General features: G+C 61.2%; 24 protein-coding genes and 1 tRNA gene. 10 read left to right on the top strand and 15 right to left on the bottom strand.

Features of this window, described 5'->3' with window-relative positions:
• The first annotated feature begins 56 nt into the window (after positions 1-56).
• The 3 genes from J3A65_RS20015 (at position 57) to J3A65_RS20025 (ending at position 3,106) form a co-directional block, all read left to right on the top strand.
• Positions 57-1,232, top strand: coding sequence for a GGDEF domain-containing protein (locus tag J3A65_RS20015; protein ID WP_209903011.1), 1,176 nt, complete (start codon positions 57-59; stop codon positions 1,230-1,232).
• A 160-nt stretch (positions 1,233-1,392) separates the two neighbouring features.
• Positions 1,393-2,088, top strand: a complete 696-nt coding sequence (locus tag J3A65_RS20020; protein ID WP_062453965.1) for an orotate phosphoribosyltransferase — start codon at positions 1,393-1,395, stop codon at positions 2,086-2,088.
• A gap of 91 nt (positions 2,089-2,179) precedes the next feature.
• Positions 2,180-3,106: a carbohydrate kinase gene (locus J3A65_RS20025; protein WP_209903013.1), complete on the top strand. Its 927-nt coding sequence runs from the start codon at positions 2,180-2,182 to the stop codon at positions 3,104-3,106.
• A 60-nt stretch (positions 3,107-3,166) separates the two neighbouring features.
• Here the strand turns inward: J3A65_RS20025 and J3A65_RS20030 are convergent, their stop codons facing one another.
• The 4 genes from J3A65_RS20030 to J3A65_RS20045 form a co-directional block, all read right to left on the bottom strand.
• Positions 3,167-3,331 carry a DUF3096 domain-containing protein gene (locus J3A65_RS20030; RefSeq protein ID WP_082471821.1) on the bottom strand — a complete coding sequence of 55 codons (165 nt, stop codon included), beginning with the start codon at positions 3,329-3,331 and terminating at the stop codon, positions 3,167-3,169.
• 176 nt (positions 3,332-3,507) lie between these two features.
• Positions 3,508-5,124 carry a glucose-6-phosphate isomerase gene (pgi, locus tag J3A65_RS20035; RefSeq protein WP_209903015.1) on the bottom strand — a complete coding sequence of 539 codons (1,617 nt, stop codon included), beginning with the start codon at positions 5,122-5,124 and terminating at the stop codon, positions 3,508-3,510.
• A 101-nt stretch (positions 5,125-5,225) separates the two neighbouring features.
• Positions 5,226-6,479 carry an alpha/beta hydrolase gene (locus J3A65_RS20040; RefSeq protein WP_062578927.1) on the bottom strand — a complete coding sequence of 418 codons (1,254 nt, stop codon included), beginning with the start codon at positions 6,477-6,479 and terminating at the stop codon, positions 5,226-5,228.
• 135 nt (positions 6,480-6,614) lie between these two features.
• Positions 6,615-8,312: a long-chain-fatty-acid--CoA ligase gene (locus J3A65_RS20045; protein WP_062453962.1), complete on the bottom strand. Its 1,698-nt coding sequence runs from the start codon at positions 8,310-8,312 to the stop codon at positions 6,615-6,617.
• Between the two features lie 262 nt (positions 8,313-8,574).
• Between J3A65_RS20045 and J3A65_RS20050 the strand changes: the two genes are divergently transcribed.
• Positions 8,575-8,967, top strand: a complete 393-nt coding sequence (locus tag J3A65_RS20050) for a PRC-barrel domain-containing protein (RefSeq protein ID WP_062453961.1) — start codon at positions 8,575-8,577, stop codon at positions 8,965-8,967.
• A gap of 64 nt (positions 8,968-9,031) precedes the next feature.
• Here the strand turns inward: J3A65_RS20050 and J3A65_RS20055 are convergent, their stop codons facing one another.
• Together J3A65_RS20055 and J3A65_RS20060 are read right to left on the bottom strand one after the other, a co-directional pair.
• Entirely contained in the window at positions 9,032-9,877 is an 846-nt protein-coding gene (locus J3A65_RS20055) for a GNAT family N-acetyltransferase (protein ID WP_209903016.1), read from the bottom strand.
• Positions 9,878-9,906: 29 nt separating this feature from the next.
• A complete protein-coding gene (locus J3A65_RS20060) occupies positions 9,907-10,857 on the bottom strand; it encodes a D-2-hydroxyacid dehydrogenase (RefSeq protein ID WP_245341723.1) in 951 nt (316 codons plus the stop codon).
• Between the two features lie 85 nt (positions 10,858-10,942).
• Between J3A65_RS20060 and J3A65_RS20065 the strand changes: the two genes are divergently transcribed.
• Both J3A65_RS20065 and J3A65_RS20070 read left to right on the top strand, forming a co-directional pair.
• A complete protein-coding gene (locus tag J3A65_RS20065) occupies positions 10,943-12,055 on the top strand; it encodes an NAD(P)/FAD-dependent oxidoreductase (protein ID WP_209903021.1) in 1,113 nt (370 codons plus the stop codon).
• Positions 12,056-12,170: 115 nt separating this feature from the next.
• Entirely contained in the window at positions 12,171-12,425 is a 255-nt protein-coding gene (locus J3A65_RS20070; RefSeq protein ID WP_062453958.1) for a DUF6074 family protein, read from the top strand.
• 172 nt (positions 12,426-12,597) lie between these two features.
• Here J3A65_RS20070 and J3A65_RS20075 read toward each other — a convergent pair whose 3' ends face one another.
• The 5 genes from J3A65_RS20075 to J3A65_RS20095 form a co-directional block, all read right to left on the bottom strand.
• A complete protein-coding gene (locus tag J3A65_RS20075) occupies positions 12,598-13,515 on the bottom strand; it encodes an SMP-30/gluconolactonase/LRE family protein (RefSeq protein ID WP_209903023.1) in 918 nt (305 codons plus the stop codon).
• Between the two features lie 40 nt (positions 13,516-13,555).
• Positions 13,556-14,503 (bottom strand): ABC transporter permease, encoded by a 948-nt coding sequence (locus tag J3A65_RS20080; RefSeq protein ID WP_209903025.1) that lies wholly within the window; start codon positions 14,501-14,503, stop codon positions 13,556-13,558.
• The gene (locus J3A65_RS20085; RefSeq protein WP_062578936.1) at positions 14,500-15,441 is read right to left on the bottom strand and encodes an ABC transporter permease; all 942 of its coding nucleotides are present in this window, start codon (positions 15,439-15,441) and stop codon (positions 14,500-14,502) included. Before J3A65_RS20085 ends, J3A65_RS20080 begins: the two co-directional genes overlap by 4 nt.
• The gene (locus J3A65_RS20090) at positions 15,438-16,922 is read right to left on the bottom strand and encodes a sugar ABC transporter ATP-binding protein (RefSeq protein ID WP_209903028.1); all 1,485 of its coding nucleotides are present in this window, start codon (positions 16,920-16,922) and stop codon (positions 15,438-15,440) included. The genes J3A65_RS20085 and J3A65_RS20090 overlap by 4 nt, the downstream gene beginning before the upstream one ends.
• A gap of 87 nt (positions 16,923-17,009) precedes the next feature.
• A complete protein-coding gene (locus J3A65_RS20095) occupies positions 17,010-18,017 on the bottom strand; it encodes a substrate-binding domain-containing protein (RefSeq protein WP_062453953.1) in 1,008 nt (335 codons plus the stop codon).
• Positions 18,018-18,256: 239 nt separating this feature from the next.
• Here J3A65_RS20095 and J3A65_RS20100 point away from each other — a divergent pair, with 239 nt between their 5' ends.
• Both J3A65_RS20100 and J3A65_RS20105 read left to right on the top strand, forming a co-directional pair.
• The gene (locus J3A65_RS20100; RefSeq protein WP_209903030.1) at positions 18,257-19,489 is read left to right on the top strand and encodes a sensor histidine kinase; all 1,233 of its coding nucleotides are present in this window, start codon (positions 18,257-18,259) and stop codon (positions 19,487-19,489) included.
• Positions 19,490-19,491: 2 nt separating this feature from the next.
• A complete protein-coding gene (locus J3A65_RS20105) occupies positions 19,492-20,217 on the top strand; it encodes a response regulator transcription factor (protein WP_062580135.1) in 726 nt (241 codons plus the stop codon).
• A 32-nt stretch (positions 20,218-20,249) separates the two neighbouring features.
• Here J3A65_RS20105 and J3A65_RS20110 read toward each other — a convergent pair.
• From J3A65_RS20110 to J3A65_RS20120, 3 genes are all read right to left on the bottom strand, one after another.
• Positions 20,250-20,325: transfer RNA gene (locus tag J3A65_RS20110), tRNA-Thr, on the bottom strand.
• 116 nt (positions 20,326-20,441) lie between these two features.
• Positions 20,442-21,398, bottom strand: coding sequence for a nitronate monooxygenase family protein (locus J3A65_RS20115; RefSeq protein WP_209903032.1), 957 nt, complete (start codon positions 21,396-21,398; stop codon positions 20,442-20,444).
• A 24-nt stretch (positions 21,399-21,422) separates the two neighbouring features.
• Entirely contained in the window at positions 21,423-21,716 is a 294-nt protein-coding gene (locus J3A65_RS20120) for a hypothetical protein (protein ID WP_209903034.1), read from the bottom strand.
• Here J3A65_RS20120 and J3A65_RS20125 point away from each other — a divergent pair.
• Positions 21,694-22,965, top strand: coding sequence for a hypothetical protein (locus J3A65_RS20125; protein ID WP_209903037.1), 1,272 nt, complete (start codon positions 21,694-21,696; stop codon positions 22,963-22,965). The genes J3A65_RS20120 and J3A65_RS20125 overlap by 23 nt on opposite strands.
• A 50-nt stretch (positions 22,966-23,015) precedes the next feature.
• Here the strand turns inward: J3A65_RS20125 and ppk2 are convergent, their stop codons facing one another.
• Positions 23,016-23,894 carry a polyphosphate kinase 2 gene (ppk2, locus tag J3A65_RS20130; RefSeq protein ID WP_062453936.1) on the bottom strand — a complete coding sequence of 293 codons (879 nt, stop codon included), beginning with the start codon at positions 23,892-23,894 and terminating at the stop codon, positions 23,016-23,018.
• A 148-nt stretch (positions 23,895-24,042) separates the two neighbouring features.
• Between ppk2 and phoR the strand changes: the two genes are divergently transcribed.
• Positions 24,043-25,308, top strand: coding sequence for a phosphate regulon sensor histidine kinase PhoR (gene phoR / locus J3A65_RS20135; RefSeq protein WP_348635224.1), 1,266 nt, complete (start codon positions 24,043-24,045; stop codon positions 25,306-25,308).
• Positions 25,309-25,326: the final 18 nt, after the last annotated feature.

Raw genomic sequence — 25,326 nt, forward strand, 5'->3', positions numbered from 1 at the left:
ACGGGAGATAGTTTTCCGCCCGTTACCTGACTTCGATCACCGAAGAGTTTGCCGGCATGACGCTAGACTATAAATCTCTTCTGCTTGCGCTCGGCGTTTCTGCCGCGTGCCTGATGGTGACCTTGTTCGGCACCTGGTTTTCAAGGCGGACCGATTCTTTCCTGCTGACGCTGGTCATCGCATTGAGCATGACGGTAACCGGCATCTTCGCCTATGGCTTCTACACGGCCGAAGCCGGTACCCTGACCGCATCCGTCGCATACGTGTTCATGATCTCCGGCCTCAGCGTGATATACGGTGCTTCCGTGCAGTTCCGCACCGGTGCAAGGCCCTGGCGGCTTGCCGAACTTTTGGCGCTTGCGGCGATCGCCCCGGGTCTGCCGCTGATGATCGGCGGTCTCGACGGGCTGGGCTTCATCCTGATGAACATTGCAGCAGCGCTGCTTCTTGGCGGTACGGCATGGCAATACTGGCTGGCGCGCAGCGAAGCGCCCGGTCCGCTGACCGGCATGGCCATCCTTTATGCGATGAGCGGATTTTCCTTCGTTCTGTGTGCATCCGTCCTCATTGCCAACCAGCAGTGGGTGCTGGGTCACGCCCCGAACAACTGGGCCGAGACGCTCAATATCGGCATCTGCATCGCCGGCATGACAGGCATCGGCGCGCTCTCGCTGGCGCTTCACCAGTGGCGCATGGCAGCGCTCCATCGGCGCGAGGCAATGACCGATGCGCTGACCGGACTGATGAACCGCCGCGCCATGTTCGAGCGCAACGGCGGTCGGATGCTGGGCACCTCCACCGCAGTCATCGTGTTCGACATCGACCGTTTCAAGACAATCAACGACCAGTACGGTCATGCGGTCGGCGATGAAGTGCTGAAGATCTTTGCCGAGGATCTGCTGGTGGAAACGCCGGGCCCCAACACCGCGCGACTGGGCGGCGAGGAATTCGCCGTCCTTCTCGACAATGTTCTGCCGGGGCGCGCCGAGCGGATCGCCAACGATATCCGCAATCGTTTCGGTGCCCGTGACATCACGGTCGGGGTTGAACGCGTGCGCTGCACGGTCAGCGCCGGAATCGCGGTGGGTTCCCAATCGGGCGTGCTTTTCGAAACTGTGCTTAGCCTCGCCGATGCGGCACTTTACGAAGCAAAGCGGGCCGGGCGTGACCGCGTCCAGGTCTCAGGCTACCTGCGGTCAGTGTCGTCGGGCGAAAATCGCACAAGCGCCTGAAAACGCCTGAATTCAGTAAATCGTACCCGCCTTGCGCTGGCGCGGTCTCCCGCTTGCTGATATTGCGGCGCGTGGTTTCTAGATGCAGTTCCGACGAGAATGTCATGCGGCCTTACCGCCGGGACTTGCGACACGATGAATCGAGCAAAGGAGCGGGCGCATGATTCAAACCACATTTCCGGACCGTAGCGTTATGGCCGAACTCATGGCCAAGATGCTGTGGGAAATCGGTGCGGTGCATTTCAATGCCGAAAAGCACTACAAGTTTGCCTCAGGCATGATGAGCCCGGTCTATATCGATTGCCGCAAGCTGCTGTCCTACCCGCGCATCCGCTCCACCATCATGGATTTCGCCGTGTCGACGCTTCTGCGTGACGCCGGCTTTGAGAAATTCGATTGCATCGCAGGCGGCGAGACCGCTGGCATTCCGTTCGCTGCCCTTCTGGCAGACCGCCTGGCGCTGCCAATGATCTATGTGCGCAAGCAGCCCAAGGGCCATGGCCGCAACGCCCAGATCGAGGGTAACCTGCCCGAAGGTTCACGCGTCCTCGTGATCGAGGATCTGACCACGGCCGGCGGTTCGATGTTCAAGTTCATCGATGCCATCCGCGCTGCCGGCGGCGTCGTCGATCATGGCATGGCCCTGTTCTACTACGGTATCTTCGACGAGGGCGCGCTGCGTTTTGCCGATGGCAAGGTGCAGTTCCACCACATTGCCACATGGCGCAACGTGCTTTCGGTCGCCCGCGACCAGAAGCTGTTCGACGAGAACACGCTGTCGGAAGTCGAGGCATTTCTGGATGCCCCGCTGGCATGGTCGGCCCGCAACGGCGGCATCAGCGAACTGCCCCGCTAAGCATTCGCGGAACGCGAGCTTTTGCTCTGGTCAACGGACAAAAGCTCGCTTATTCCTGTCGAAAACAGGCAAATTCCTTGGGAGGAAAACCATGATCCTGTGCTGCGGCGAAGCTCTGATCGACATGCTTCCGCGTGAAACCACGCTTGGCGAAAAGGGCTTTGCGCCCTATGCCGGTGGCGCCATTTTCAATACGGCCATCGCGCTCGGGCGCCTCGGCGTGGACACGGGCTTCTTCACAGGCCTTGCCGACGACATGATGGGCGATGTGCTGCGCGAGACGCTGCGCGGCAGCAATGTCGATTTCAGCTACTGCGCCATCACCGCCCGCCCGTCCACCATTGCCTTCGTCAAGCTGGTCGATGGCCATGCCACCTACGCCTTCTATGACGAGGGGACGGCCGGCCGCATGATCACCGAGGCCGACCTGCCGGCGATCGGCGACGATTGCGAAGCCCTGCATTTCGGCGCGATCAGCCTCATCCCGGAACCGTGCGGCTCGACCTACGAGGCACTGATGGCCCGCGAGCAGGGCGAGCGCGTCATCTCTCTCGATCCGAACATCCGTCCCGGCTTTATCAAGGACAAGGCCTCGCATCTCGCGCGCATCAACCGCATGGCGGCGATGTCTGATATCGTCAAGTTCTCCGACGAAGACCTCGCCTGGTTCGGATTGGAAGGCGATGAGGACACGCTTGCCCGCCACTGGCTGCATCACGGCGCAAAGCTCGTCGTTGTAACCCGCGGCGCCGATGGTGCAGTCGGCTACACCGCCAATCACAAGGTGACCGTGCCGAGCGAGAAGGTGACGGTGGTCGATACGGTCGGTGCCGGTGATACGTTCGACGCCGGTGTGCTGGCCTCGCTGAAAATGCAGAACATGCTCACCAAGACACAGGTCGCAAGCCTGTCCGAAGATCAGATTGCGGCCCTTCTGGCGCTCGGCGCCAAGGCTGCGGCAGTCACCGTCTCGCGAGCAGGGGCGAACCCGCCGTTTGCCCACGAGATCGGGCTCTGACAAGGACCGTGTCGCCTGCCAGCTGTCCTCGTTGAAGAACGAGACAGCGGCAGGACAAGCTTAATTTGGCATCGGGATGTTTTGCATCACGTTGGGCCAAAGGCCAGTAACGCCGATGAAGATCAGATAGAGCGCCACCACGTAATTCAGAATGCGCGGCATCAGAAGGATGACAATCCCCGCGATGAGCGCGACGAGCGGCTGGATGAAGACGATCGATTGCATTGTCTTGGCTCCTGGTCAGACTTTGGGCGTTTCGCCTGCAACGGCGAAAATGTCCGGGCCTTTACAAACTCGGTGAGGAGCTATTGGTTGCTCGGATCGCCAATCACGACGAGTCCGGCATGCGCTTCCGTGGTATCAAGGATGAGCCGGGCGAACCCGGCTCATCCTAAGGCGTCTCAGCCAATCAATGCCTTCACGAGACCTTGCGTCGAGCCGTCCTGGTCGTCAGCGGCGGCCTTGCCCTGCACGACGGGCAAAAGACCTGTCGCCAGTTCCTTACCAAGCTCCACGCCCCACTGGTCGAAGGAATTGATGCGGAACAGCACGCCTTCGACAAAGACCCGGTGCTCGTAGAGCGCAATCAGCCGGCCGAGCGCAAACGGCGTCAGCTTGTCGTACACGAAGGTGATCGAAGGGCGGTTGCCGGTGAACACCCGATGCGGCGCGATGTGGCTGGCCTTCGCGTCGTCCATGCCGGCCTTTGCCAGCTGCGCCTTGGCCTCATCCAGTGTCCGGCCTTTCATCAGGGCCGCGGACTGCGCCAGGCAATTGGCGATCAGCAGATCGTGCTGGTGGCGCAGTTCCGGCTCGAAGCCTGTCTTTGCAATCATGAATTCGGCCGGGATGACGCTCGTGCCCTGGTGGATCAGCTGGTAGAAGGCGTGCTGGCCATTGGTGCCGGGTTCGCCCCAGACGACCGGGCCGGAATTGCCCTCGACCGGGGTGCCGTCGATCGTCACGCCCTTGCCGTTCGATTCCATGTCCAGCTGCTGAAGATAGGCCGGAAAGCGCAGCAGCCGCTGGTCGTAGGGCAGGATCGCGCGGGTCGGGTAATCCAGCACGTTGCGGTGATAAAAGCCGATCAGGCCGAGCAGCATCGGCAGGTTCTGCGCGGTCGGCGCCGTGCGGAAATGGGTGTCCATCGCATGTGCACCATCGAGAAACTTACCGAAATTCTCCGGACCGACGGCAAGCATCAGCGGCAGGCCGATCGCCGACCAGATCGAGTAGCGACCACCGACCCAGTCCCAGAAGCCGAACACCCGGTCGGAATCGATGCCGAAGGCCGCAACCTTGTCGAGCGCCGTAGAGACCGCGCAGAAGTGGTGCTTCACCGCATCGTCGCCCAGCTTGTCGGCGATGAACTTGCGCGCCGTGGCGGCATTGGTCATCGTCTCGATCGTCGTGAAGGTCTTGGACGCCACGATGAAGAGCGTCGTTTCGGCGTCGAGATGCTTCAGCGTGTCGGCAATATGGGCGCCATCGACATTGGAAACGAAATGCGCGCGCGGGCCGTCATGGAAAGGTGCAAGAGCCAGCGTTGCCATGACCGGGCCGAGATCGGAGCCGCCGATGCCGATATTGACGACGTCGGTGATCGCCTTGCCCGTTGCGCCCTTCAGGCTGCCGGAGCGAATGCCGTCTGAAAATTTGCCCATCGCCGCAAGCACGGCGTTGACATCCGGCATCACGTCCCGGCCATCGACCATAACAGGCGTGTTGGAACGGTTGCGCAGGGCGGTGTGAAGAACGGCCCGGTCTTCCGTGAAGTTGATGGCGACGCCCGAAAACATCTCGTCGCGCTTTTTCGCAACACCGGCAGCTTCGGCCAGCGTCTCGAACAAAGCGAGGATGTCGTCGTTCACCGCAGTCTTGGAATAATCCATGGTGAGGTCGTCGAAGCTGACGCTGAATTTCCCGAACCGGCCGGGATCAGCAGCAAAAGCCGCGCGGATATCCGTGGCATTTGTCTTCTCGGCAGTGGATTTCAGCTCGTTGACGATGGTCTGCATGGACGTTCCTCGCATTCGGATGGATGCGTGGGAACCTATTCGCTTTCGCGTTCAAATCAAGCGCTGCGCGCGATGTTCGCTGCGTGCCTGGACTTCTGGCCTTACGGAACGATGGCACTTTCGGCCGTGTTGCCGATGGCGCGGCCGAAGCGATCTACCTGTTCGGCGTAGTTGCGCCGCGTGCGCGGGTCGAAGATCGAGATCGGTGTGGAGACGGCAACGCTTGCAGCACTGCCGACCGTCTGTGCCGTGCCGAGCGCCACAGCACCCAGGCGCTCACCAAGTCCGACATCGCTGTCGGTCACTTCCTGGCCGGCGATCAGCCGGTTGCCGATCAGCTTCACGACATCCGGGCTTGAGGCGAACTTGCCGTGGTTGAGCGGATCGTTCCCCTTCAGCGCCGTCAGATCGAGCACGGTAATACCGGCCTTCTCGAATTCGGTACGATAGGGTTCGACGGTCGGATCGACCTGCCCGAGCCGATCGATATTGCCGGAAATCCGTCGCGACAGATTGAGCGCACGGTCATCGCGCGAAACGAACAACGTGAATTTCGGATGCTTGGGACCAAGCGCCGAGAACTGGTTGGTGAACACGTCGACATCGAGATCCGGCGAGGCAAGGATGACGTTGGTGATCTTCGGTGCCACGCGACCGTCGCGGATCGCCATCTGGCGCAGCGCCTCGACTGTCAGCCACGAGCCCATGGAATGCGCCATGATCGTCACTTCGCTGACCTGGGAATCCTTGGAAAGCCGGCTCAGCATGTCTTCCAGCGCGTCGCGGGAATAGTTGGTGCTTTCCTTGTCGTAGTTATAGGCAAAGATGCTGCCGCGCGACGGCCATGTGAAGAGGACCGGTGCCACATCGGTGCCGCTGTCGTGAACGATCTGGGCAAAGCGGTAGACGGCGTCGTCGTAGCGGTTGTTGAACCCGTGCACGAACACCATTACCCGTCGGCTTTTCGGCAGGTTGCCGCGCAGCCACTCACTGGCACGCTGCGGCGAGAGCGGCGTGACCGAAAGCGTCGCAAATTCCTTGGTCGGATCCGCCACGATCTTTTTCGGCCACTGGACCTCGCCGATCTTGCGGACGGAATCGGGTGGTATCGAGACGCTAATTTCGGTCACGCTCGGGGTCTTGTCGCGCTCTCCGGAAAACAGCACGCCCGGCGTCTCGGAGGGTCGGCGGGTGGTGGCGACGAGAACGTCTACCTTGGATATGCCCTTGGTTTCCGCAGCCCCTGCCGCGGCTGGAACGAGCACGCCTTCAGGCCGCCCGGCGCAGCCCGAAAGGGCGGCTGCCAAGAGCGCAGCAATGACGATGCAACGAAAGGGTCCAGCGCTTTTATCCAAGCGAACTCCACATGCCAAAAAGTTAATTATCCTTAACGGCTAACGGAGCAGGCGTCCAAGGTCCACCTCAAAAGGGTGATCTCTTGTGGGACGGGGGCAGTTGGGCAGCGCTTGTCGCAGCCGCGCAACGAATGGCTATTGCCGAAGCTCGCGCCTCAGAATTTTTCCGACATTCGTTTTCGGCAGCGCGTCGCGGAACTCGATAAAGCGAGGGCGCTTGTAGTTTGTCAGGTTGGCAATGCAGTGCGCCTTGATATTGGCCTCGGTCAGTTCCGGATCCCGGCGCACGACGAACACCTTGACCGCCTCGCCGGAATGCTCGTCCTTGACACCGACTGCCGCGCATTCCAGCACGCCCGGATGGCTCGCCACGACTTCCTCAACCTCGTTCGGATAGACGTTGAAGCCGGAGACAAGGATCATGTCCTTCTTGCGATCGACGATCTTGATATAGCCGGCAGCGTCCATGTAGCCCATGTCGCCGGTGCGGAAGAATCCGTCCGGGGTCATCGCCTTCTCCGTCTCGTCCGGCCGGTTCCAGTATCCGGCCATCACCTGCGGGCCGTGGATGCAGATTTCGCCGACGCCGCCGAGTTCGACCTCCAGCCCGTCGTCGTCGCGGATCGAGATATCGGTAGACGAGATCGGCAAGCCAATCATGCCGGTGAATCCCTGGACATCCATCCGGTTGGCGGTGGCGACCGGCGACGTCTCGGACAGGCCGTAGCCTTCGGTAATCGGGCAACCGGTCATCTCAAGCCAGCGCTCGGCGACCGGCCGCTGCACCGACATGCCACCGCCGAACACAAGCAGCAGCGCCGAAAAGTCCAGCTTCTGGAAATCGGCATTGTTCATCAGCGCATTAAACAGCGTGTTGAGCCCGGGGAAGACGTGGATCTTGTATTTCTGCAGATCCTTGACGAAGGCCGGGATATCGCGCGGATTGGCAATCAGGATATTGTGGCTGCCGGTCGCAACCCCCATCAGCGAATTCACCGTCAGCGCGAAAATGTGGTAGAGGGGTAGCGCGCATAGGAACTGCAATTGCGGCGGACGCGGCTTTGTCAGGAAGGCGGTGTCCAGCCACAGGCCCATCTGCGATGCGTTGGAAAGAAGATTGGCGTGCGTCAGGATCGCGCCCTTGGAAACACCCGTCGTGCCGCCCGTATATTGCAGGAACGCGACATCCTGTGGTCCCACATCCTGCGGCGTCAGGGTTTTGCCCGATCCGTCGGAGAGAACCTGCTTGAAGCTTGTCGCCGAGGGTAACGACCAGTTCGGAACGAGCTTCTTCACCTTTCGCACGACGAGATTGACGATATGGCCCTTGAGGCCCAGCATGTCGCCCATCGTTGCTACGACCACATGCTTCACATCGGTGCCAGCAAGCGACTGTTCTACCGTATGGGCGAAGTTTTCCAGTACGAAGAGCGCCTTGGCACCCGAATCCTCCAGCTGGTATTGCAGTTCGCGCGGTGTGTAGAGCGGGTTGACGTTGACGACCGTATAGCCTGCCCGAAGGATGCCGTAGACAACGACAGGGTTCTGCAGGATGTTCGGCAGCATCACCGCCACCCGGTCTCCCTTTTGCAAGCCCGTCGATTGCAGCCAGGCGCCGATCTTGCGGCTCTCGGCTTCAAGCTCGCGAAAGGTGATGGCCTTGCCCATGCTCGAGAAGGCCGGGCGATCGGCATAACGGGCGCAGCTATTTTCGAATAGAGCGCCGAGCGAAGCATGTGCCAGGGGTGGGATTTCGGGGGGAACGCCGGGCGGGTAGCTGGCAAGCCAGATCTTTTCCCTCGCTGTGGCGGGCTGCTTGGACAATTCGCTCATCTGCGTCTCCTCCCATATCGATCTGCGCGCATCAGGCGCAGCTGGCTGGCGGCTTCCTCCTCCGCCGGCCATCGTCGATGATTATGCCATGCGTCAGCCCCAACAGACCAGCGCAACCTATCGTGAATTGCTATCTAACTTTGACGTAAGCGTCAACGTGCCGAGACTTGATACTCGACAAGCTTTTGGCCGCAAAGTGCGGAACCTCCGCGGCCGCAAGCCGTTTTTCAACCATAACGACACGACAAAAAGGAGTTGCGTTATGATGCATCATGAACCGCGTGCGGGGCAGGACCCCTATGTCAAGGATACCGTTTCGCTGATTGCCAGCGACAAGGTAGAAGGCACCGCAGTTTACGGCGCCGATGGCAAGCGGATCGGCTCGATTGCGCGAATTCTGCTGGAGAAAAAGGGTGGCCGCGTTGCCTACGCCGTCCTGAGCTTCGGTGGCTTCCTTGGCATTGGTGACGATTACTATCCGCTGCCGTGGGAAAAGCTTCACTACGACGAGGAGCTGGACGGTTACCGGATCGACCTTACCAAGGACCAGATTTCCGGAGCACCGCGCTACAAGGATATCGACGACGACAGCTTCTATAGCGCCAAGGACAAGTCGGTGTACGACTACTACGGCGTCCCGCCATACTGGATGTAGTCGCTCAATAAGCTACTTTTGATCGAAAGGCCTCGCCGCGTGCGAGGCCTTTTTGCGTTTCCGCTCAATCCAGCCTCAGCACCATCTCGGACTGCGTCAGCCGGCTGCGTCGCCATCCGATGCGGCGCATGAAGGGATCAAGCAACCCGGCTGCAATATTCTCCGCCGTATATAGCCTGCGACCGGGATAGCGCGCCGCGAGGCTGTCGGCCAAGGCGCGGCCGAGACCCTTGCGCCGTTCCGCCGGATCGACCGCGAAACCATAGATCCGCACGTCGTGCTTGGTATCATCAAGCAATGCGACCGCCTTTGTCCCGACCGAAAAGCTCTTCAGCGGCGAACCGGGATGGCGGAAACAGACCGGATCCGTCTGCCATGTCGGGTGTGCATCCGCAAAACAGAACAGCATCGCGGCCACTTCCATCTGGTCGCATTCGGCTGCTGCTTGCACGTCCGGTACTGGCCTTGTCCGGCTGCGGCTGAAGCCAACCTGCCTGCGGGACGTCTCGAAGCCGAGTGACAGATAAAGGTCACGAGCGCGGATATTGGAATCGATCACTTCGAGGATAAGGACGTCATCGCCCCGTGCCCTTGCAGCGGCAATCGCATCCGTCATGACGCGGGTCCCGAGGCCCTGACCGCGGATCGTCGGGCCGATGCCGAGCGCACTGACGCGCGACCGTCGCCCACGTCGCGCAATCAGCAGGGTCCCGGCGGGCTTGTCACCGTCGAAAAACACTTCGCTTGCTTCAGGGTCGACATCTTCACGCGCCATGCGTAAAGCGAACGCGTCAGGCGAAATGGTGAATTTCACCACATAGCCCCGAAATCCTTCGGTGAAGGCGGCGGCTGCATCCTCCATCGTTGTTTCCGCAAGGCTGCGACGCGTGACGGCTTCCGTTCGCTGCATTGATCAAGACCTCCACCCACCGACACTGTCTACAGAACGTTGGAGGGTGCGCCTTTCTCAAAATTCTCTACATGGTCGATGACCTGTGCCCAGAGCGATTGCATCGCCTCGTCGCTTGCCCAGGCGACATGCGGCGTGACGATTACGTTCGGCCGGTCGAGAACGGCAAGCAGCGGATTGTCCGGTGCCGGAGGCTCCTTCGTCAGCACGTCGAAGCCCGCCCCGCCGATCAGCCCTTCATTCAATGCCGTCACCAGGTCGGCCTCGTTCACCAGCCCGCCGCGCGCCGTGTTGATGACCAGCGGCTTGCGCTTCATCCGCCGGAATTCCGCGATGCCGATCATATCGCGGGTCTCGGGCGTCAGCGGCATATGAAACGTGATGATATCGGCGCGCTCGAGCACCTCGTTGAACGCCGTATAGCCCGGCGCAACCTCCGTCGATCCCTTGCGAGCGGCAAACAGCGGGGTCATGCCCAGCGCTTCGCCGATCCGTGCCACGGATTTGCCCAGCGTCCCGCCGCCGAAAATGCCGAGCGTCGAGCCGGCAAGATCCTTGATCGGATGGTTGAAGAAACAGAACTGGTTCGCCCTCTGCCATTCGCCATCGATCACGTCCTGCCGGAAGCCGATGATCGAGCGGCGCACCGCAAAGATCAGCGCGAATGTATGCTCCGGAACCGTGTTGACCGCATAACCGCGCACGTTCGAAACGACGATGTCGCGCTCCTTTGCCGCTGCCAGATCGATCACGTCATAACCTGTGGCGGCGACCGCAATCATCTTCAGCCGCGATGCCTGCGCGATCGAGGCGGCACGCACCGGCGCCTTGTTGGTGATGACGATATCGGCATCGGCAATGCGCGCTGCGACGTCATCTTCAGGCGTCTTGCCGTATTCGATCCACTCATGCGCAAACCCCGGCCTTGTGATCGTTACCGAAGGGCCGATCGTGTCGCGATCCAGGAATACGATCTTCAGCACTGGCTTTCCTCCTCTGGCCTCACCGGATTTCTCGTATAACATCCGCCATGCCGCGTGGAAGGCGGAAACTGCGAGAGTGGGCATGGCGGAAATACTGGAGCTCGATTGCGTCGTCATCGGCGGCGGTGTGGTGGGGCTGGCGATCGCGCGTCGCCTTGCGCTCTCCGGCCGCGAGGTGATCGTGCTCGAGGCCGAATCAGTGACCGGCAGCATTACCTCCGCCCGCAACAGCGAAGTCATCCATGCCGGACTCTATTACGCGACAGGCAGTCTCAAGGCGTCGCTGTCAGTCGCCGGCAGACACAGTCTCTACCAATACTGCGAGGAGCGCGGCATTCCCCACCGGCGCTGCGGCAAGCTCGTCGTTGCCGCAAGCGAGCCGGAGGTCGCCTATCTCGAGAAACTTCTGAAGCAAGCGACCGCCAATGGTGTCGAGGATTGCCGGCTGATCGACGGCGCGGAACTGGCGGCCATGGAGCCTGATATCCGCGGCTTCAAGGCACTGCTTTCGCCCTCAACCGGCATCATCGATAGCCACCGGCTGATGGAAGCCTATATCGCGGACATCGAGAACAACGGCGGCAGCATCGTCCTCAACTCTCCGGTTCTCGGCGGCGCCTTGCGGGATGATTCGGTGGGCCTGTCGGTCGGTGGAGCCGATCCCGTCGACGTCGACGCAAAGCTGGTCGTCAACGCGGCAGGCCTTGGCGCCTGGGGCATTTCCGCCGAAATCGGAGGCCTCGATCCTACGACCATTCCCGAACGCCACTATGCCAAGGGATCCTATTTCTCGCTGTCTGCCCGTGCGCCTTCGCAGCGGCTGATCTATCCGGTGCCAGAACCCGGCGGGCTCGGCGTGCATCTGACGCTGGATATGGCCGGCCAGGCTCGATTCGGCCCTGATGTCGAATGGGTGGATACGATCGACTATGACGTCGATCCCGATCGATCGCAGAAGTTCTATTCCGCCATCCGCCGTTACTGGCCGGATCTTGCCGATGGCACGCTTGTGCCCGCCTATTCCGGCATCCGCCCAAAGGTCGTCGGTCCCAAGGGAGGCGGCGGCGGTGATTTCATCATTCAGGGACCGAAGCAGACGGGTCATCCGGGGTATGCGGCGCTCTACGGAATAGAGTCGCCCGGGCTGACATCGTCGATGGCAATCGCCGAATATCTAGAAAAACTAATATATTAACGATTTCGCGAGGTTTGGGAACGCACCTCCGCGAGCCTCGTTCAGCTTTTGTGAAGGAGTAAAGCTCATTGTTTCGCTCAGTACGGGCGATTCGCCCGGTATTTACGGAGTTGAAATGACGCTCTTACAGTTCCCGGCCGATCGACGCACTGGTGATGTCAGACGATGTGCTGAAACCCTGAGTGATCTTCATGGCCACGCCGCCAACCAGTTCTGGAGAACGGAAATGGCGGAATTTGCACGGTCCATGCGCCAGCGCGGCGCTGACGACCAGGAAATCTCAAGGCAGGCCGCACTGTTCATGCATGCCGTCCAGATGGAACTGCAGATGATGTTTGCAGAACAGGATGCGGACGTATCGGCTGGCTGATTTTTCGCGGAGCGCGTGACTGGTATCGCGTGACGCGTGAATGACGGGAGGACCGCCTACGGCGGGTAGCCAATCCTCCCGAATGACGCTCCTTGGCGGTGAGCGACGGGTTGTTGAATAATAACCGAAGCTTGCCTCACCATGGATTGCGTTTTGCTAATTTTACACTTGCTCAGCTAACGCCGGCGCCCGTTGTTGCAAGGAAGATCGCATAGAGCGATTTCGTTGCCGTGATGAACAACTGGTTGCGCCGCGGGCCGCCGAAGGTGAGGTTCGCCGCCGTCTGCGGCAGCAGGATTTTTCCCAAAAGCTTGCCGTCCGAACCGAAGCAATGCACCCCGTCTCCGGCGCTCGTCCAGACATTTCCGTCGACATCGACGCGGAACCCGTCCGCCAGACCGTTGTCGATATCGCAAAATACCCGGCTGTTTTTGAGCTGCCTGCCGTCCACGACATCGAAGGCGCGGATATGACGCGGCGCGGACGGGTCATGGCTCGACGATGAGTCGGCCACATAGAGGATCTTTTCGTCCGGCGAGAAGGCGAGCCCGTTGGGCTGGCCGAAATCAGTCACCACCGCGTCGATCTCGCCGGTTTCCGGATCCAGCCGATAGACGTTGCGGGTCGCCTGTTCAGGCTCGGCGCGAAAACCCTCGTAATCCGATTTGATGCCATAGGTCGGGTCGGTGAACCAGACGCTGCCATCCGAGCGTACCACCACGTCGTTGGGCGAATTCAGCCGCTTGCCCTCGTAGCTGTCGGCAAGCACGGTGATCGAGCCGTCGATCTCGGTGCGGGTGACGCGTCGACCACCATGCTCGCAGGAGACAAGACGCCCCTGCCGGTCGCGTGTATTGCCGTTGGCGAAATTGGAGGGCGTGCGAAACACCGAAACGCCGCCGTCCTTCACCCAGCGCAGCATCCGCTGGTTGGGAATGTCGCTCCAGATCAGGCATTGCAGATCGGAAAACCACACAGGCCCCTCCGCCCAGCGGCAGTCGGAATAGAGCTCCTCCAGGCCTGAACTCGGAACGATCAGGTGCCGGAAGCGGTCGTCGTGGATTTCGTAAGGTGAAGATGTCTGCGACATGGCATTGCGTCCGGTTGAAACTGTCTGAAGTGTTTGAAGATTATCGGCCGGATTGCCGACCGCCGGCGAGAAGAATGACGGCGATGATGATCGTACCGGTGAGGATCAGGCGCACACCGGCGCCGAAGCCGTAGGTGTTGAGCATCGACACGACCAGGAACATGAACAGCGAGGCGCCCCAGATGCCCGGTATGTTCGAATTTCCTCCCGCCACCGCCGTGCCGCCGATGACCACGACGGCAATCGACATCAGCAGGTATTCCGAGCCCATGTTGAGCGCAGCACCGCCGGAAAAGCTCGCCAGCAGATAACCGCAGACGGAGGCGAGAACCGCGCACAGCATATAGGTGACAAGCCGCGTGCCATCGACGGGAATACCGGTCATCCGGGCCGCAAACGTGCTCTGGCCGATCGCCGAGATCCAGCGCCCGTAGATCGACTTTTCGAGAAGCACCCATGCGAATGCTGAGAGGACCAACGCCACGAGCGCCACGTTGGGAATGCCGAACAGACCGGATGTGGCAAATTCCGCCAGCGTTTCCGGCGGCTTGATGCGCAGGCCGCGATTGCTCCAGATCGCCACCGACTGCACGATGAAACTCATCGACAGCGTCGCGATGATCGGCGGAATGCGCAAGAGCTTGATCAGGATGTAATTGCCCAGCCCGACGACGAGACCGATGCCAACAGAGGCGAGCAGTCCAACGACGATCATGCCGTCCTGTACGTCCATCAGCTTCAGGGCAAGCGTGCCTGATAGCGTCATCGTCGCCGGCACGGACAGATCGATATTGCCCGGCCCAAGCGTAATCACGAACATCTGGCCGATGCCGACGATGACGGAAAAGGCGGCAAAGGTCAGCGCTGCCTGCGACAGGCCGAACGAGCTTGCCCCGCCGGTAAAGAGAACGGTGATGATCCAGACGACGGCAGTCGCTGCAAACGACCAGATCCACGGCTTGGCGACGAGAAGACGTTGCATGGTCATTGGCTCTTCTCCCGCTTTTCGAGACGGTTGAGGGCAAGGCGAAGGGCAAGCACGACGATCAGGATCGCCCCTTGCGCGCCGATCTGCCAGTCCGGCGAAATCCGCATGAAGGACAGGAAAGACCCGGCAAGCGTCAGCGTCAGCGCCCCGATGACGGCCCCGATCGGCGACACCTTGCCGCCGACGAACTCGCCGCCACCGAGAATCACGCCCGCGATCGACAACAGCGTGTAGCGCAGCGCAATATTGGCATCGGCAGAGGTGGTAAGCCCCACCAGCGCGATACCGGCAAGCACGGCAAACAGCCCGGCCAGCGCGTAGGTTCCGGCACGGATGCCGATCACGGACCAGCCGGCCCGTTCGACCGAACGGTCGTTGCCGCCGACGCCGCGCATCAGAACCCCGAACGACGAGCGCATCACGATATAATGGGTGACGGCGGCGATGAGGATGCTGGCAACGATCGCCATCGGCACGAGCGGCGGCTTGGCGGTCATGATCCATCGCGCAAAACCCGGTGCCGTACCGCCAGGCGAGGGGAGGATCAGCACCGCAAGCCCGCCCCAGACAAAGCTCATCCCGAGTGTGACGACGATCGACGGCAATTCGCGCAGGTGGATGACGACGCCGATGACGGCATAGGTCGCGATCGCCCCGAGAAGGATGAGAATGCCGAGTGCCGGCGACGTCTGCAAAAGCGTCGCAGCGACACATGCGCAAAAGCTCACGAACGTGCCCATTGATAGATCGAGATCGTTGACGGACATGATCAGCATCTGGGCGATGGTCGCAAGCGCGATCGGCACCGCCAGATTGAACAGCAGGTTGAGGCCGTTATAGCTCATGGCGCGCGGCTGCATGTAGAAGACGGCCGCCAGCAGCAGCACCAGCGATGCGGCGGGGATGATCAGGCGAATGGTCCCGGATGAGATCTTCATGCCGCTTCTCCCTGCGCAAACGAGGCAGAAAGCACGCTCTTCTCGCTGATCTCCTCTCCGACAAGTTCGGCGACGATCGCGCCCTCGCGAAATACATAGACCCGGTCGCAGAGCCGGATTTCGTCCATTTCGGTCGAGTACCAGATGAATGTCCGGCCGCTGGCGGCCTCCGAGCGCAGGATCTCGTAGACTTCCTGCTTGGTGCCGATATCGACGCCGCGCATCGGATCGTCCATCAGCACGATTTCGGCAGTGGTGGCGAGCGCCCGCGCAAACAGAACCTTTTGCTGGTTGCCACCGGAAAGCGACAGGATGCGGTTGCCCATGTCGGGCGTGCGGATCTCGATCCGCTTCTTCCAGCCTTCACCCAGCGCATTCTCCCGGTCACCGTCGATCATCCGCTTCGAGGACAGCTGGTCGAGCGAGGCGATCGAGAGGTTCTTGAGAATGCTCCAGAGCGGGAACGTGCCGTTGAGGCTGCGGTCGCCGGCGACAAAGGCGATGTCGCGCTTTTTCGTCGGAAACCAGTTGCTGTTGCGCGCCAGATAGAGATCGAGCAGCGCCTGGGTCTGGCCATGGCCGCCGAGACCCGCAAGTCCGATCATCTCGCCGCGATAGGCTTCGAAGGGCAGCCCCTTGCTCTGTCCATGCCCGTGCCCACTCCCACGACGAGACGGCATCGAAAGCACCGGAGCGCCGGACTTCGCGACCGCTTTGCGCGATAGCTCCTGTTCACGCACCACATTGCCCATCGCCTCGACAAGGCTGCGGTTATTGAATTCGGAGGCGGCGCGGTCTGCCACCACACGGCCATCCTTCATGACGACGATGCGGTTGGACGTGGTGAGGATTTCGCCGAGAATATGCGAGATCAGCAGCACCGACCCGCCGGCGGAGACGAATTTGCGGATGTAGGCCATCAGCTGTGCCGCAAGTCCGGCATCGAGCGATGACGTCGGCTCATCCAGGATGACCAGCTTCGGCTGGGCCGAGATGCCGGCAAAGCTGATGGCGATCTCCACCATCTGCCGTTCGGCGATCGAGAGGTCGTCGACCGTGCTGTCGCAATCGATCGCATGGCCGGGAAAGATGTCCTGCAACTGGGCTTCGACCAGCGAAAGCGCCCGGCCGCGCCAGTTCCAGCCTTTCAGCTCCGCATGCATGATGCGGGCATTTTCGCCGACCGTCAGGTTTGGGCAGAGCGACAGTTCCTGGAATACGCAGCGCACGCCGTTGGCACGCGCAGCCGAAATGCCCCGCACATCGTTGCCGCTGTAGCGGAGCGAGCCTTCATGGGGAGATAAGCCGCCATTGATGACATTGACGATGGTGGATTTGCCGGCACCGTTATGGCCGACCAGCCCGACGCATTCGCCCGCGTGGATCACGAGGTCGGCGCCATCAAGCGCCTTCACGGCTCCGAAAGTCACACGGACGCCGCGCGCGGCCACAACCTCTTGTCGGTTCAAGGTTTCGCTCATGCAGATCGCAGTCTGTTTTTTGAATGGGAAATCATGCCGGGTCGCGAGAGGTCGAAGCCCTCGCGGCCCGGCACGCGGGAGGCGACGCTACTTGGCGTCGATCACCTTTTTGGCGTCTGCCAGCGAATATTCGACATTCGCCACGCCACCCTTCTGGGTGGTCTTCAGGCTTTCTTCGAGGCCCGCCTGGTCGATGCTGAGGAACGGCACGACGAGGTCTTTCTTGACCTCCTTGCCGTCGAGGATCTGCTGGGCCACCCAGAAGGCGAGCGTCGAGACGCCAGGCGCGATCGAGACCGACATGGTCTCGTAACCGTCCTTGTCCTTCTGCTGCTTCCACCAAACGAGTTCGTCTTCGCGGTTACCCATCACGATCGTCGGCGTCGGGCGCTTGGCGGCGGCAAATGCCTGTGCCGCACCATACCCGTCGCCGCCCTGTGTCACCACGCCAACTACGTCCGGAAGGCTCGGCAGGATGCCGGCAACCGCACGCTGGGCCACGTCCTGCGCCCAGTCGCCGTTGACAGAGCCGACCACCTTGAACTGGGTGTGCTTGGCAACGCCTGCCTGGATGCCGGCATGGATCTGGTCGTCCACGGAAACGCCGGCAAGGCCGCGGATTTCGAGAAGATTGCCGCCCTTCGGCAGCTTCTTCGCGAGATAGTCGACCTGGCTCTCGCCCATCTTCTTGAAGTCGACCGCGATGCGCCATGCGCAGGGTTCAGTCACGATACCGTCGAAGGACACGACGGTGATGCCGGCGTCGCAGGCTTCCTTGACGGCGCCGTTGAGTGCGGTCGGAGACGCGGCATTGATGACGATCGCATCATAACCCTGCAGGATCATGTTCTGGATCTGGGCGGCCTGTTCGGTCGCCTGGTTTTCGGCCGTGGTAAACGGATCAGCAGCTGCAACCACGCCATTGGAAACGGCTTCCTTGGTGATTTTGTCCCAGCTCGTCAGCATCGCCTGTCGCCAGGAATTGCCGGCATAATTGTTGGAAAGCGCGATCTTCTTGGATGAGGTATCGGCAAGCGCCGGACCACACAGGCACGCGACGGCAACGGATGCCGCAAGCATCGTTCTGATATTCATGATTTCCTCCCAAAAGCTCCCTCTATATCCCCGGGCCGCTCCTCAACGGGTGTCCGGAGATAATGATTGCCCTGAGCCCCTTTTGCTCAGTAAATCGAGAATGGAGGAGTTTTCTAATGTTGTACAGGCGCATCCAAGCACGCTTTCTGCGGGCTTTCGCGCAAAGTCTGCGGGTTCCCGCAGGACGTGACTGAAAAGCTGGCGCTTAATGTCGCCAGGGCCTGGGAGGAGGCCTGATCATGCTCAATCCGGCGCGCAACTCGCTGTTCGACCGCTATCTCGGCATATCGAGATTGCTGGCAGGCCAGCTCGATTTCGATGCGATCATCAAGGCCGTCGGCGAGGAGATCAGCCATATCATCCCGCACGACCATCTCGATGTCTGCATCAAGATGTTGGATGGAAAATACCATATTGCCTATGAGAGCGGCCTCGACACCGCCTGGAGCAAGGAGCCGCCGGCGCTCCTGACCGGCAGTCCGATCCGCACGCTGCTGGCCGGCGAGGTGGATTATCTTCTTTCGGGCAATGCCCTGACCGATCCGCGCTTTCATTTCGACGGCGCCTTTGCGAGCCCCATCATCGAGCTGTCGCTCAAAAGCCGTCTCCATGTTCCGCTCAAAGCCCAAGGCGACGTGATCGGCGCGCTCAGCTGTTCCAGCCGGCAATACGACTGCTACACGATGGAAGATGTCGAGAACGCCCGCGCGGTGGCCGACCTGCTCGCCCCCTATTTCTTCGCGCTACGGGCTGCCGAACAGGCTAAGCGCTCGGCTGTGATCCAGACCGAAGCCAGTGCCCGCGAAGAGGGTCTGCGGCTGGGCGCCCTGAAACTCACCGAGGCCCTGGAGGCGGAGCGCCAGCGCATCGGCATGGATCTGCATGACCAGACGCTCGCCGACCTCACCCGGCTGACGCGCCGCATGGAGAAGCTGACCGGGGTTGCGAGCGTGCCGGGCGATGCGCTGGAGCCGCTTTGTCGCGCCATGCAGCAATGCATGCACGATCTCCGCGAGATCATCGAGGAAGCCAAGCCCACCGTGCTGCAACTGTTCGGCGTCGCCGAGGCGATCGAGAACCATCTGGAGCGGTCGGTGCGCGAAAGCGGCCAGACGATCGCCTGGGAGATGACCGACGAGACCGGCGGCACGCTTCGCGATCTCGATCCGACGGTCGCAATCGCCCTGTTCCGGATCGTCCAGGAAGCGGTCAACAACGCCATCCGCCATGGCCAGGCAGGCCGGATCGACGTGGCGCTGACGCAGGCGGGCAGGGCCCTTTCGATCGAGGTCAAGGACGACGGCAGCGGCATCGGCGCGCCTGAAAACCGCGCCGGTCACGGCATCGACAACATGAAGACCCGCGCGCGGCTGATCTCCGCAAGGTTCGAGATCACCAGCGCCAAAGATCGCGGCACGCTCGTGCGGCTGACCCTTCCGATACAACCGAAGACGGGAGCGGAGATAGGATGATGATGGATGTCCTGATCATCGAGGACGACGCGCTTCACCGCTCCTATCTCCACGAGGCGGTGCGTGCGGCCCTTCCCGAGTGCCGTAGCGTTGTGGAGGCCGAAAACGGCCTCATCGGCGAAGCACAGGCGCGCTCCTCGCGCATCGAGCATGTGGTGATGGACCTGCAGATGAGCGAGCGCAACGGCATCGAAGCGGCGCGCACCATCTGGCGCGAACGTCCCGATACGAAAATCCTGTTCTGGTCGAACTATTCCGACGAGGCCTATGTGCGGGGCGTCTCGCGCATCGTGCCCGAGGGCGCGACCTACGGCTATGTCCTCAAATCCGCATCCGAAGACCGGTTGAAGCTGGCGCTGCGCAGCGTCTTCATGGAATCCCAATGCGTGATTGACCGCGAAGTGCGCGGCATCCAGCAGAAAAGCCTCGGCAATTCGCTCGGCCTCAGCGATGTCGAATACGAAATCCTCATCGACGTCGCGCTCGGCCTCACCGACAAGGCGATCGCCCACCGCAAGCACCTGTCGCTCCGCAGCGTCCAGAACCGTCTGCAGCAGCTCTACGAAAAACTCGATGTCTACGAATCATGCGGCCGCAACCACGAAGGCAGCGAAGGCTGGTTCAACCTCCGCATGCGCGCCGTCGCGGTCGCCCTCCAGCGCAAGGTCCTCAACACCAGCGCACTTGAACGCGCCGAACGCGATTTGCAGGCATCGGGGCGGATGTGAGGGGGTGGTGAGATGAGAGGTATTGGGAAAAATGGTGCCGCTTAGAGGACTCGAACCTCTGACCCCATCATTACGAATGATGTGCTCTACCACCTGAGCTAAAGCGGCCTACGCAGCGCAAGGTGTTGCCTGCTGCGAGTGAAGGCGCTGATACAGGCAATGGGGCGCGATTTCAAGCCGGTTTTCGATTGGCGTGAAATTTTATCGCTGCGGTCCGTGGGCTGTCAAAGCGCCAGCCTTGTGCGGGCCTCGCCATATTCGCGCTCCAGGCGGCCGACCAGATCTGCGACTGAGGTCACCGATTTGACGGCGCCGACGCCCTGACCGGCGCCCCAGATGTCCTTCCAGGCCTTCGGGCCGCTCACCGCCGCGTCGAAATCCATCTTGGTCGGATCGGCGCTTGGAAGCGCATCCGGATCCAGCCCCATCGCCGTCACTGAGCCCTTCAGGTAGTTGCCGTGGATGCCGGTGAAATAGTTCGAATAGACGATATCGGCAGCCGACGAATCGACGATCATCTGCTTGTAGCCGTCGACGGCGCGCGCCTCGTGCGTGGCGATGAAGGGTGAGCCGATATAGGCCATGTCGGCCCCCATCGCCTGCGCCGCCAAGATGCCGCCGCCGGTGGCGATCGAGCCGGCGAGCAGGAGCGGCCCGTCGAACCACTCGCGGATCTCCTGGACAAGCGCGAAGGGCGACAGCGTCCCCGCATGCCCGCCGGCGCCGGTTGCGACAGCAATCAGCCCATCGGCACCCTTGCGGATCGCGGACTTCGCATGCCGGTTGTTGATGACGTCATGCAGCACGATGCCGCCATAGGAATGCACGGCTGCATTCACTTCCGGCACTGCGCCGAGCGAGGAGATGACGATCGGCACCTTGTATTTCACGCACATCGTCAGATCGTGTTCCAGCCGCCTGTTGGACGTATGAACGATCTGGTTGACGGCGAACGGTGCGGCCGGCCTGTCGGGATTGGCTGCATTATAGGTGGCAAGATCCTCGGTCATCATGGCAAGCCATTCGTCCAGCTGGCTTTCCGGTCGAGCATTGAGGGCAGGGAAGGCGCCGATCACGCCGGCCTTGCACTGCGCCAAGGTCAGTGCCGGATGCGAGATGATGAACAGCGGCGACGCCACGACGGGAATTCGCAGTCCTTGTCTCAGCACGTCCGGAAGCATCGGCAATCTCCTTTTGGTTTACGTTTACGCACACGTAAGATCGGTTTTAGCAGATGCATTCGGCTCGGGAAAGATGGCGCCGTCTGGTGAAGGTATGCGTGCCATGCGCACTGGCGGCTCGATAAGCGGCTGTTTCCGCGGCATTCTCACGCCTAACCATATCTTCTCCCCAATCTTGGCGAAGGAAGGCCATTGACCACCGGCTTGCAGTTCGGCGACGGAGAGGTTACCGAAAATTAACGCCGTCTTTTCAGCAAGGCCGGCAGTCGGGTATGCACAACCGGAAGGATCCGCAGTGAGCGGTTTGGAAACAGCCATCAGGAATGCCCTTGATCGTTCCGATCGGACCGATGGCGACACGCGGGCACGGATTTATCAGTCGGCGCGACAGGCGCTGGAAGCAGGTCTGCAGCGCCAGGGCGTGACCGACAAGCTGATTGTCATGCAGCAGCAAAAGCGGCTGGAAGAAAAGATCCGCGAGATCGAGACGGAGGAAGTGGACCGGCTGGCCTGTCCCGCTATCGAGCCTGACGAGATCACTCATCCTGTCATCGACCCGGTTGTCGCACCTGCCGCCACAGCCAGAGCCGCAGCTCCAGATGTCGCAGCCCCGATCGTTGCGGATGAAAGGGTAGCCGTCCCCGATCCGGATACCGGTCTCGGCGGCGCAACACGCGCGCCATCCCCGGCAAATGACCAGAGGCAGCCCAACGATGTCCAGTCGGCCGGGGATCTCGGAAGTCTCGGCGCCGCGCGACCGGATTTCCGTCCGGCCTCATCCGAAGTGCCGCAGATGGACGGACTGACCTCGGTCGAGCCGGACCGCGTGCAACGTGGCCAACCGCCTGTTGCCAAGCCCGAGCGCGGCAGGAAGCGGCGCGGATCTCTCGACGCCGAGACGAACCCTGCAGCCAAGCCGCGCAAGAGCCGTCGTCAGCGGCTGATCTCCTGGCTGCTGAAATGGGTCATCTCGCTTGCAGTCGTCGGCGTCGCTTGCTGGTATTTCTATAATTCGGGCCTGGTCCAGTCGGTGATGGACGAGGCCCTGCAGGCCGCCAACCGGGCGTCGCAATCGCAGGCGGGTCCCAATGCGCGCTTTGATCCTCGCGGCGGCTTTTCCGATGAATGGGCGCAGGTCTTCGAACCGAAGCAGATCGATACGCTGCAGGTCGGTCGCGAGGCAAAGGCAGAGGCTGCAACCGGTTCGGAAGGTCCAGCCGTTCGGCTCCTGTCGGCAACCCCGCAAACCGGCGGTGATATCGCCGTCACGGTTCCGGCGGATGTATTGCAGCGCCTGGCAGGCGGGCCGGCCACCATCGCGGTCACCGTCCAGGCTGGCGGCAACCAAGGTGTCCAGATGTCGATACGCTGCGATTTCGGCAGCCTCGGGGGCTGCGCAAGACATCGATTCACGGCAACCCAGGAGCGACTGGAAGCCCTGTTCAAGGTCAGCTTCGACCGGGCGATCGCGCCAAACGCGCCGGGGCGCATCCTGATCAATACCGGCCTCGACGGTGCCGACAGACCGGTCCTGCTCTACTCCGTCCGCATTTTGCCCGCAGGCTGAACCCCGAACGCCGGACGACAACGTCGTCCGGCTCGCTCACCTGTCTGTCTCTACTTCAGGAACTTGCTGCCAAAGCCGAGGATCTTGTCGTCGATCTCGCCGATCGCGTCCCTGTCTTTCCCTTCGTAATCGAGGGATCCAAGGATGTGGCGGATGACGTTCAGATGCGCACGCCGCTTGTCGTTTGCCAGCACCACCGTCCATGGCGCAAGCTTGCTGTGTGTTCGCTCCAGCATCTGGTCGCGCTTTGCGGTGTAGTCAGGCCATTTGTTGAGTGCCGCGATGTCCATCGGCGAAAGCTTCCAGATCTTCAACGGATCGTGGCGCCGGTCGTGAAACCGCTTCAGCTGCATTTCCTGGCCGATATCCAGCCAGAACTTGAACAGATGGATATCGTCGTCGACGATCATCTCCTCGAACTGCGGCACGTCCTTCATAAAGGCTTCGTATTGGCCCGGCTTGCAGAAGCCCATGACAGGCTCGACCACGGCGCGATTGTACCAAGAGCGGTCGAACAGCACGATCTCGCCCGACGTCGGGAAGTGCGACACGTAACGCTGGAAATACCATTGGCCCGCTTCGGTGGGCGAAGGCTTGCTCAACGCCACCACGCGTGCAGATCGCGGATTGATATAGGAGCGGATGGACATGATCGTACCGCCCTTGCCGGCAGCATCCCGGCCTTCGAACAGCGCAATCATCCGCTTGCCGGTATCCTGCAGCCAGTACTGCACCTTCACGAGCTCGATCTGCAGCTTCTCCAGCTGCTTGGCGTATTTCTCCTTGTCCAACTTGTGGTCATAGGGAAAGCCGCCGGATTCCAGCGCGTGATCATGCACCCAGCCGGGCAGTTTCGGATCGTCAATGTCGAAATGCCTCAGCTTGCCATCGATTTCCAGTTCCGCTGACCGGCTGCTTGTCTCTGCCATGATTGCTGTCCTTTTTCCTTCGGCGGCCGAAACGGCTGCGACTGCTTCAACGGTTTGCAGGGCTTGAGGTTTCCCTCAGGACCGATGCATATCTGTCATGCAAGCGTTATATGACCGCAAGTTCGACCAAACAAAAAGGGGTTCGCGCGTGGAAGCGTTGCCGAAGGAAGAGCGCGGGTTTGCGCAAGAGCTGGCACTTCGCTTCCGGCGCGAGTGGCTGCTGCTTCTGCTGCTCTCGACGATCGCGGTGATCGCTTTTGTTGCCGGCGCGAACGATCTTCTGGTCTTCGCGCTCTGGCTTCCCCTCGTCGTCGCCGTGCTGTCCCGGCCCTTGCCGGAGATACCTGTCGTACCGGTTGAAATGCCTGTTCCGGAGCCACCCGTCTTCGACCCGCTGCCGCTGATCTCTGCAACTCTCGGCACGCTGGACATGCCGGTCGTGGTGCTGGGTGGAGACATCACCGTTCTCTACCGCAACAAGGCAGCGGAGCGGGCCTTCGGCGATCTGCCGATCGGCACCCATCTGACAGCGCGGCTGCGGTCGCCCGGCATTCTCGACATGCTGCGCGAAACTATCGCAACCGGCCAGCCGAACCAGATCGAACATTCCGAGCGCCTTCCGTCCGAACGGGTCTTCATCCTGCGCGTGGCGCCGATCGATATCGGCGGCCTGGCGCCGGGCATGGGAAACTATTACCTCCTGTCGTTCCGCGATGTCTCCGAACTGCGCAGCATCGACCGGATGCGATCCGATTTCGTCGCTAATGCAAGCCATGAGCTGAGAACGCCGCTTGCCTCGCTCAGGGGCTTCATCGAGACAATCCAGGGCCCGGCTCGCGGCGATCCGAAGGCGCAGGAACGCTTTCTCGGCATCATGCTCGACCAGGCGACCAGGATGAGCCGACTGGTGGACGACCTTCTCTCCCTGTCGCGGCTGGAACTGAAGTCGCATATCGCTCCGGACCAGACAGTGGACCTGAAGCCGCTGATCATCCATGTCAGCGACGCGCTCTTGCCTTTGGCTGAGGAACTGGGCGTCGAAATCCGCCTGCATCTTCCCGAAGGCAGGGTCGATGTGCTGGGCGATCGAGACGAACTGATCGAAGTGATCGAGAACCTCATCGAGAATGCCTGCAAGTATGGCCAGGAGGGCAAATTCGTCGACGTCTTCCTGAAAGGCGGCGGCAGGCTGCCGGTCGAAGTCAATGTCATCGACAAGGGTCCGGGCATTCCCGCTGAGCACGTTCCCCGCCTGACCGAGCGTTTCTACCGAGTCAGCGTCGCCGACAGCCGCTCCAAGAAGGGCACCGGATTGGGGCTTGCCATCGTCAAGCACATCCTCACCAGGCACCGTGCCCGCCTGCTTGTGAAGTCGGAACTCGGCAAGGGGACGGAGTTTACCGTCCGTTTCTGACATAAAACCAACCCAGTT

The sequence above is a fragment of the Rhizobium sp. PvP014 genome (assembly GCF_017876855.1).
Classification (GTDB): Bacteria; Pseudomonadota; Alphaproteobacteria; order Rhizobiales; family Rhizobiaceae; genus Neorhizobium; species Neorhizobium soli.

What these genes read in the sequence shown, in the direction of transcription:
- J3A65_RS20015 (WP_209903011.1), top strand. Translation starts at nt 57, where the DNA reads ATGACGCTAGACTATAAATCTCTTCTGCTTGCGCTCGGCGTTTCTGCC.
- J3A65_RS20020 (WP_062453965.1), top strand. Translation starts at nt 1,393, where the DNA reads ATGATTCAAACCACATTTCCGGACCGTAGCGTTATGGCCGAACTCATG.
- J3A65_RS20025 (WP_209903013.1), top strand. Translation starts at nt 2,180, where the DNA reads ATGATCCTGTGCTGCGGCGAAGCTCTGATCGACATGCTTCCGCGTGAA.
- J3A65_RS20030 (WP_082471821.1), bottom strand. Translation starts at nt 3,331, where the DNA reads ATGCAATCGATCGTCTTCATCCAGCCGCTCGTCGCGCTCATCGCGGGG.
- pgi (WP_209903015.1), bottom strand. Translation starts at nt 5,124, where the DNA reads ATGCAGACCATCGTCAACGAGCTGAAATCCACTGCCGAGAAGACAAAT.
- J3A65_RS20045 (WP_062453962.1), bottom strand. Translation starts at nt 8,312, where the DNA reads ATGAGCGAATTGTCCAAGCAGCCCGCCACAGCGAGGGAAAAGATCTGG.
- J3A65_RS20050 (WP_062453961.1), top strand. Translation starts at nt 8,575, where the DNA reads ATGATGCATCATGAACCGCGTGCGGGGCAGGACCCCTATGTCAAGGAT.
- J3A65_RS20055 (WP_209903016.1), bottom strand. Translation starts at nt 9,877, where the DNA reads ATGCAGCGAACGGAAGCCGTCACGCGTCGCAGCCTTGCGGAAACAACG.
- J3A65_RS20065 (WP_209903021.1), top strand. Translation starts at nt 10,943, where the DNA reads ATGGCGGAAATACTGGAGCTCGATTGCGTCGTCATCGGCGGCGGTGTG.
- J3A65_RS20070 (WP_062453958.1), top strand. Translation starts at nt 12,171, where the DNA reads ATGACGCTCTTACAGTTCCCGGCCGATCGACGCACTGGTGATGTCAGA.
- J3A65_RS20075 (WP_209903023.1), bottom strand. Translation starts at nt 13,515, where the DNA reads ATGTCGCAGACATCTTCACCTTACGAAATCCACGACGACCGCTTCCGG.
- J3A65_RS20080 (WP_209903025.1), bottom strand. Translation starts at nt 14,503, where the DNA reads ATGACCATGCAACGTCTTCTCGTCGCCAAGCCGTGGATCTGGTCGTTT.
- J3A65_RS20085 (WP_062578936.1), bottom strand. Translation starts at nt 15,441, where the DNA reads ATGAAGATCTCATCCGGGACCATTCGCCTGATCATCCCCGCCGCATCG.
- J3A65_RS20090 (WP_209903028.1), bottom strand. Translation starts at nt 16,922, where the DNA reads ATGAGCGAAACCTTGAACCGACAAGAGGTTGTGGCCGCGCGCGGCGTC.
- J3A65_RS20095 (WP_062453953.1), bottom strand. Translation starts at nt 18,017, where the DNA reads ATGAATATCAGAACGATGCTTGCGGCATCCGTTGCCGTCGCGTGCCTG.
- J3A65_RS20100 (WP_209903030.1), top strand. Translation starts at nt 18,257, where the DNA reads ATGCTCAATCCGGCGCGCAACTCGCTGTTCGACCGCTATCTCGGCATA.
- J3A65_RS20105 (WP_062580135.1), top strand. Translation starts at nt 19,492, where the DNA reads ATGGATGTCCTGATCATCGAGGACGACGCGCTTCACCGCTCCTATCTC.
- J3A65_RS20115 (WP_209903032.1), bottom strand. Translation starts at nt 21,398, where the DNA reads ATGCTTCCGGACGTGCTGAGACAAGGACTGCGAATTCCCGTCGTGGCG.
- J3A65_RS20120 (WP_209903034.1), bottom strand. Translation starts at nt 21,716, where the DNA reads ATGGCTGTTTCCAAACCGCTCACTGCGGATCCTTCCGGTTGTGCATAC.
- ppk2 (WP_062453936.1), bottom strand. Translation starts at nt 23,894, where the DNA reads ATGGCAGAGACAAGCAGCCGGTCAGCGGAACTGGAAATCGATGGCAAG.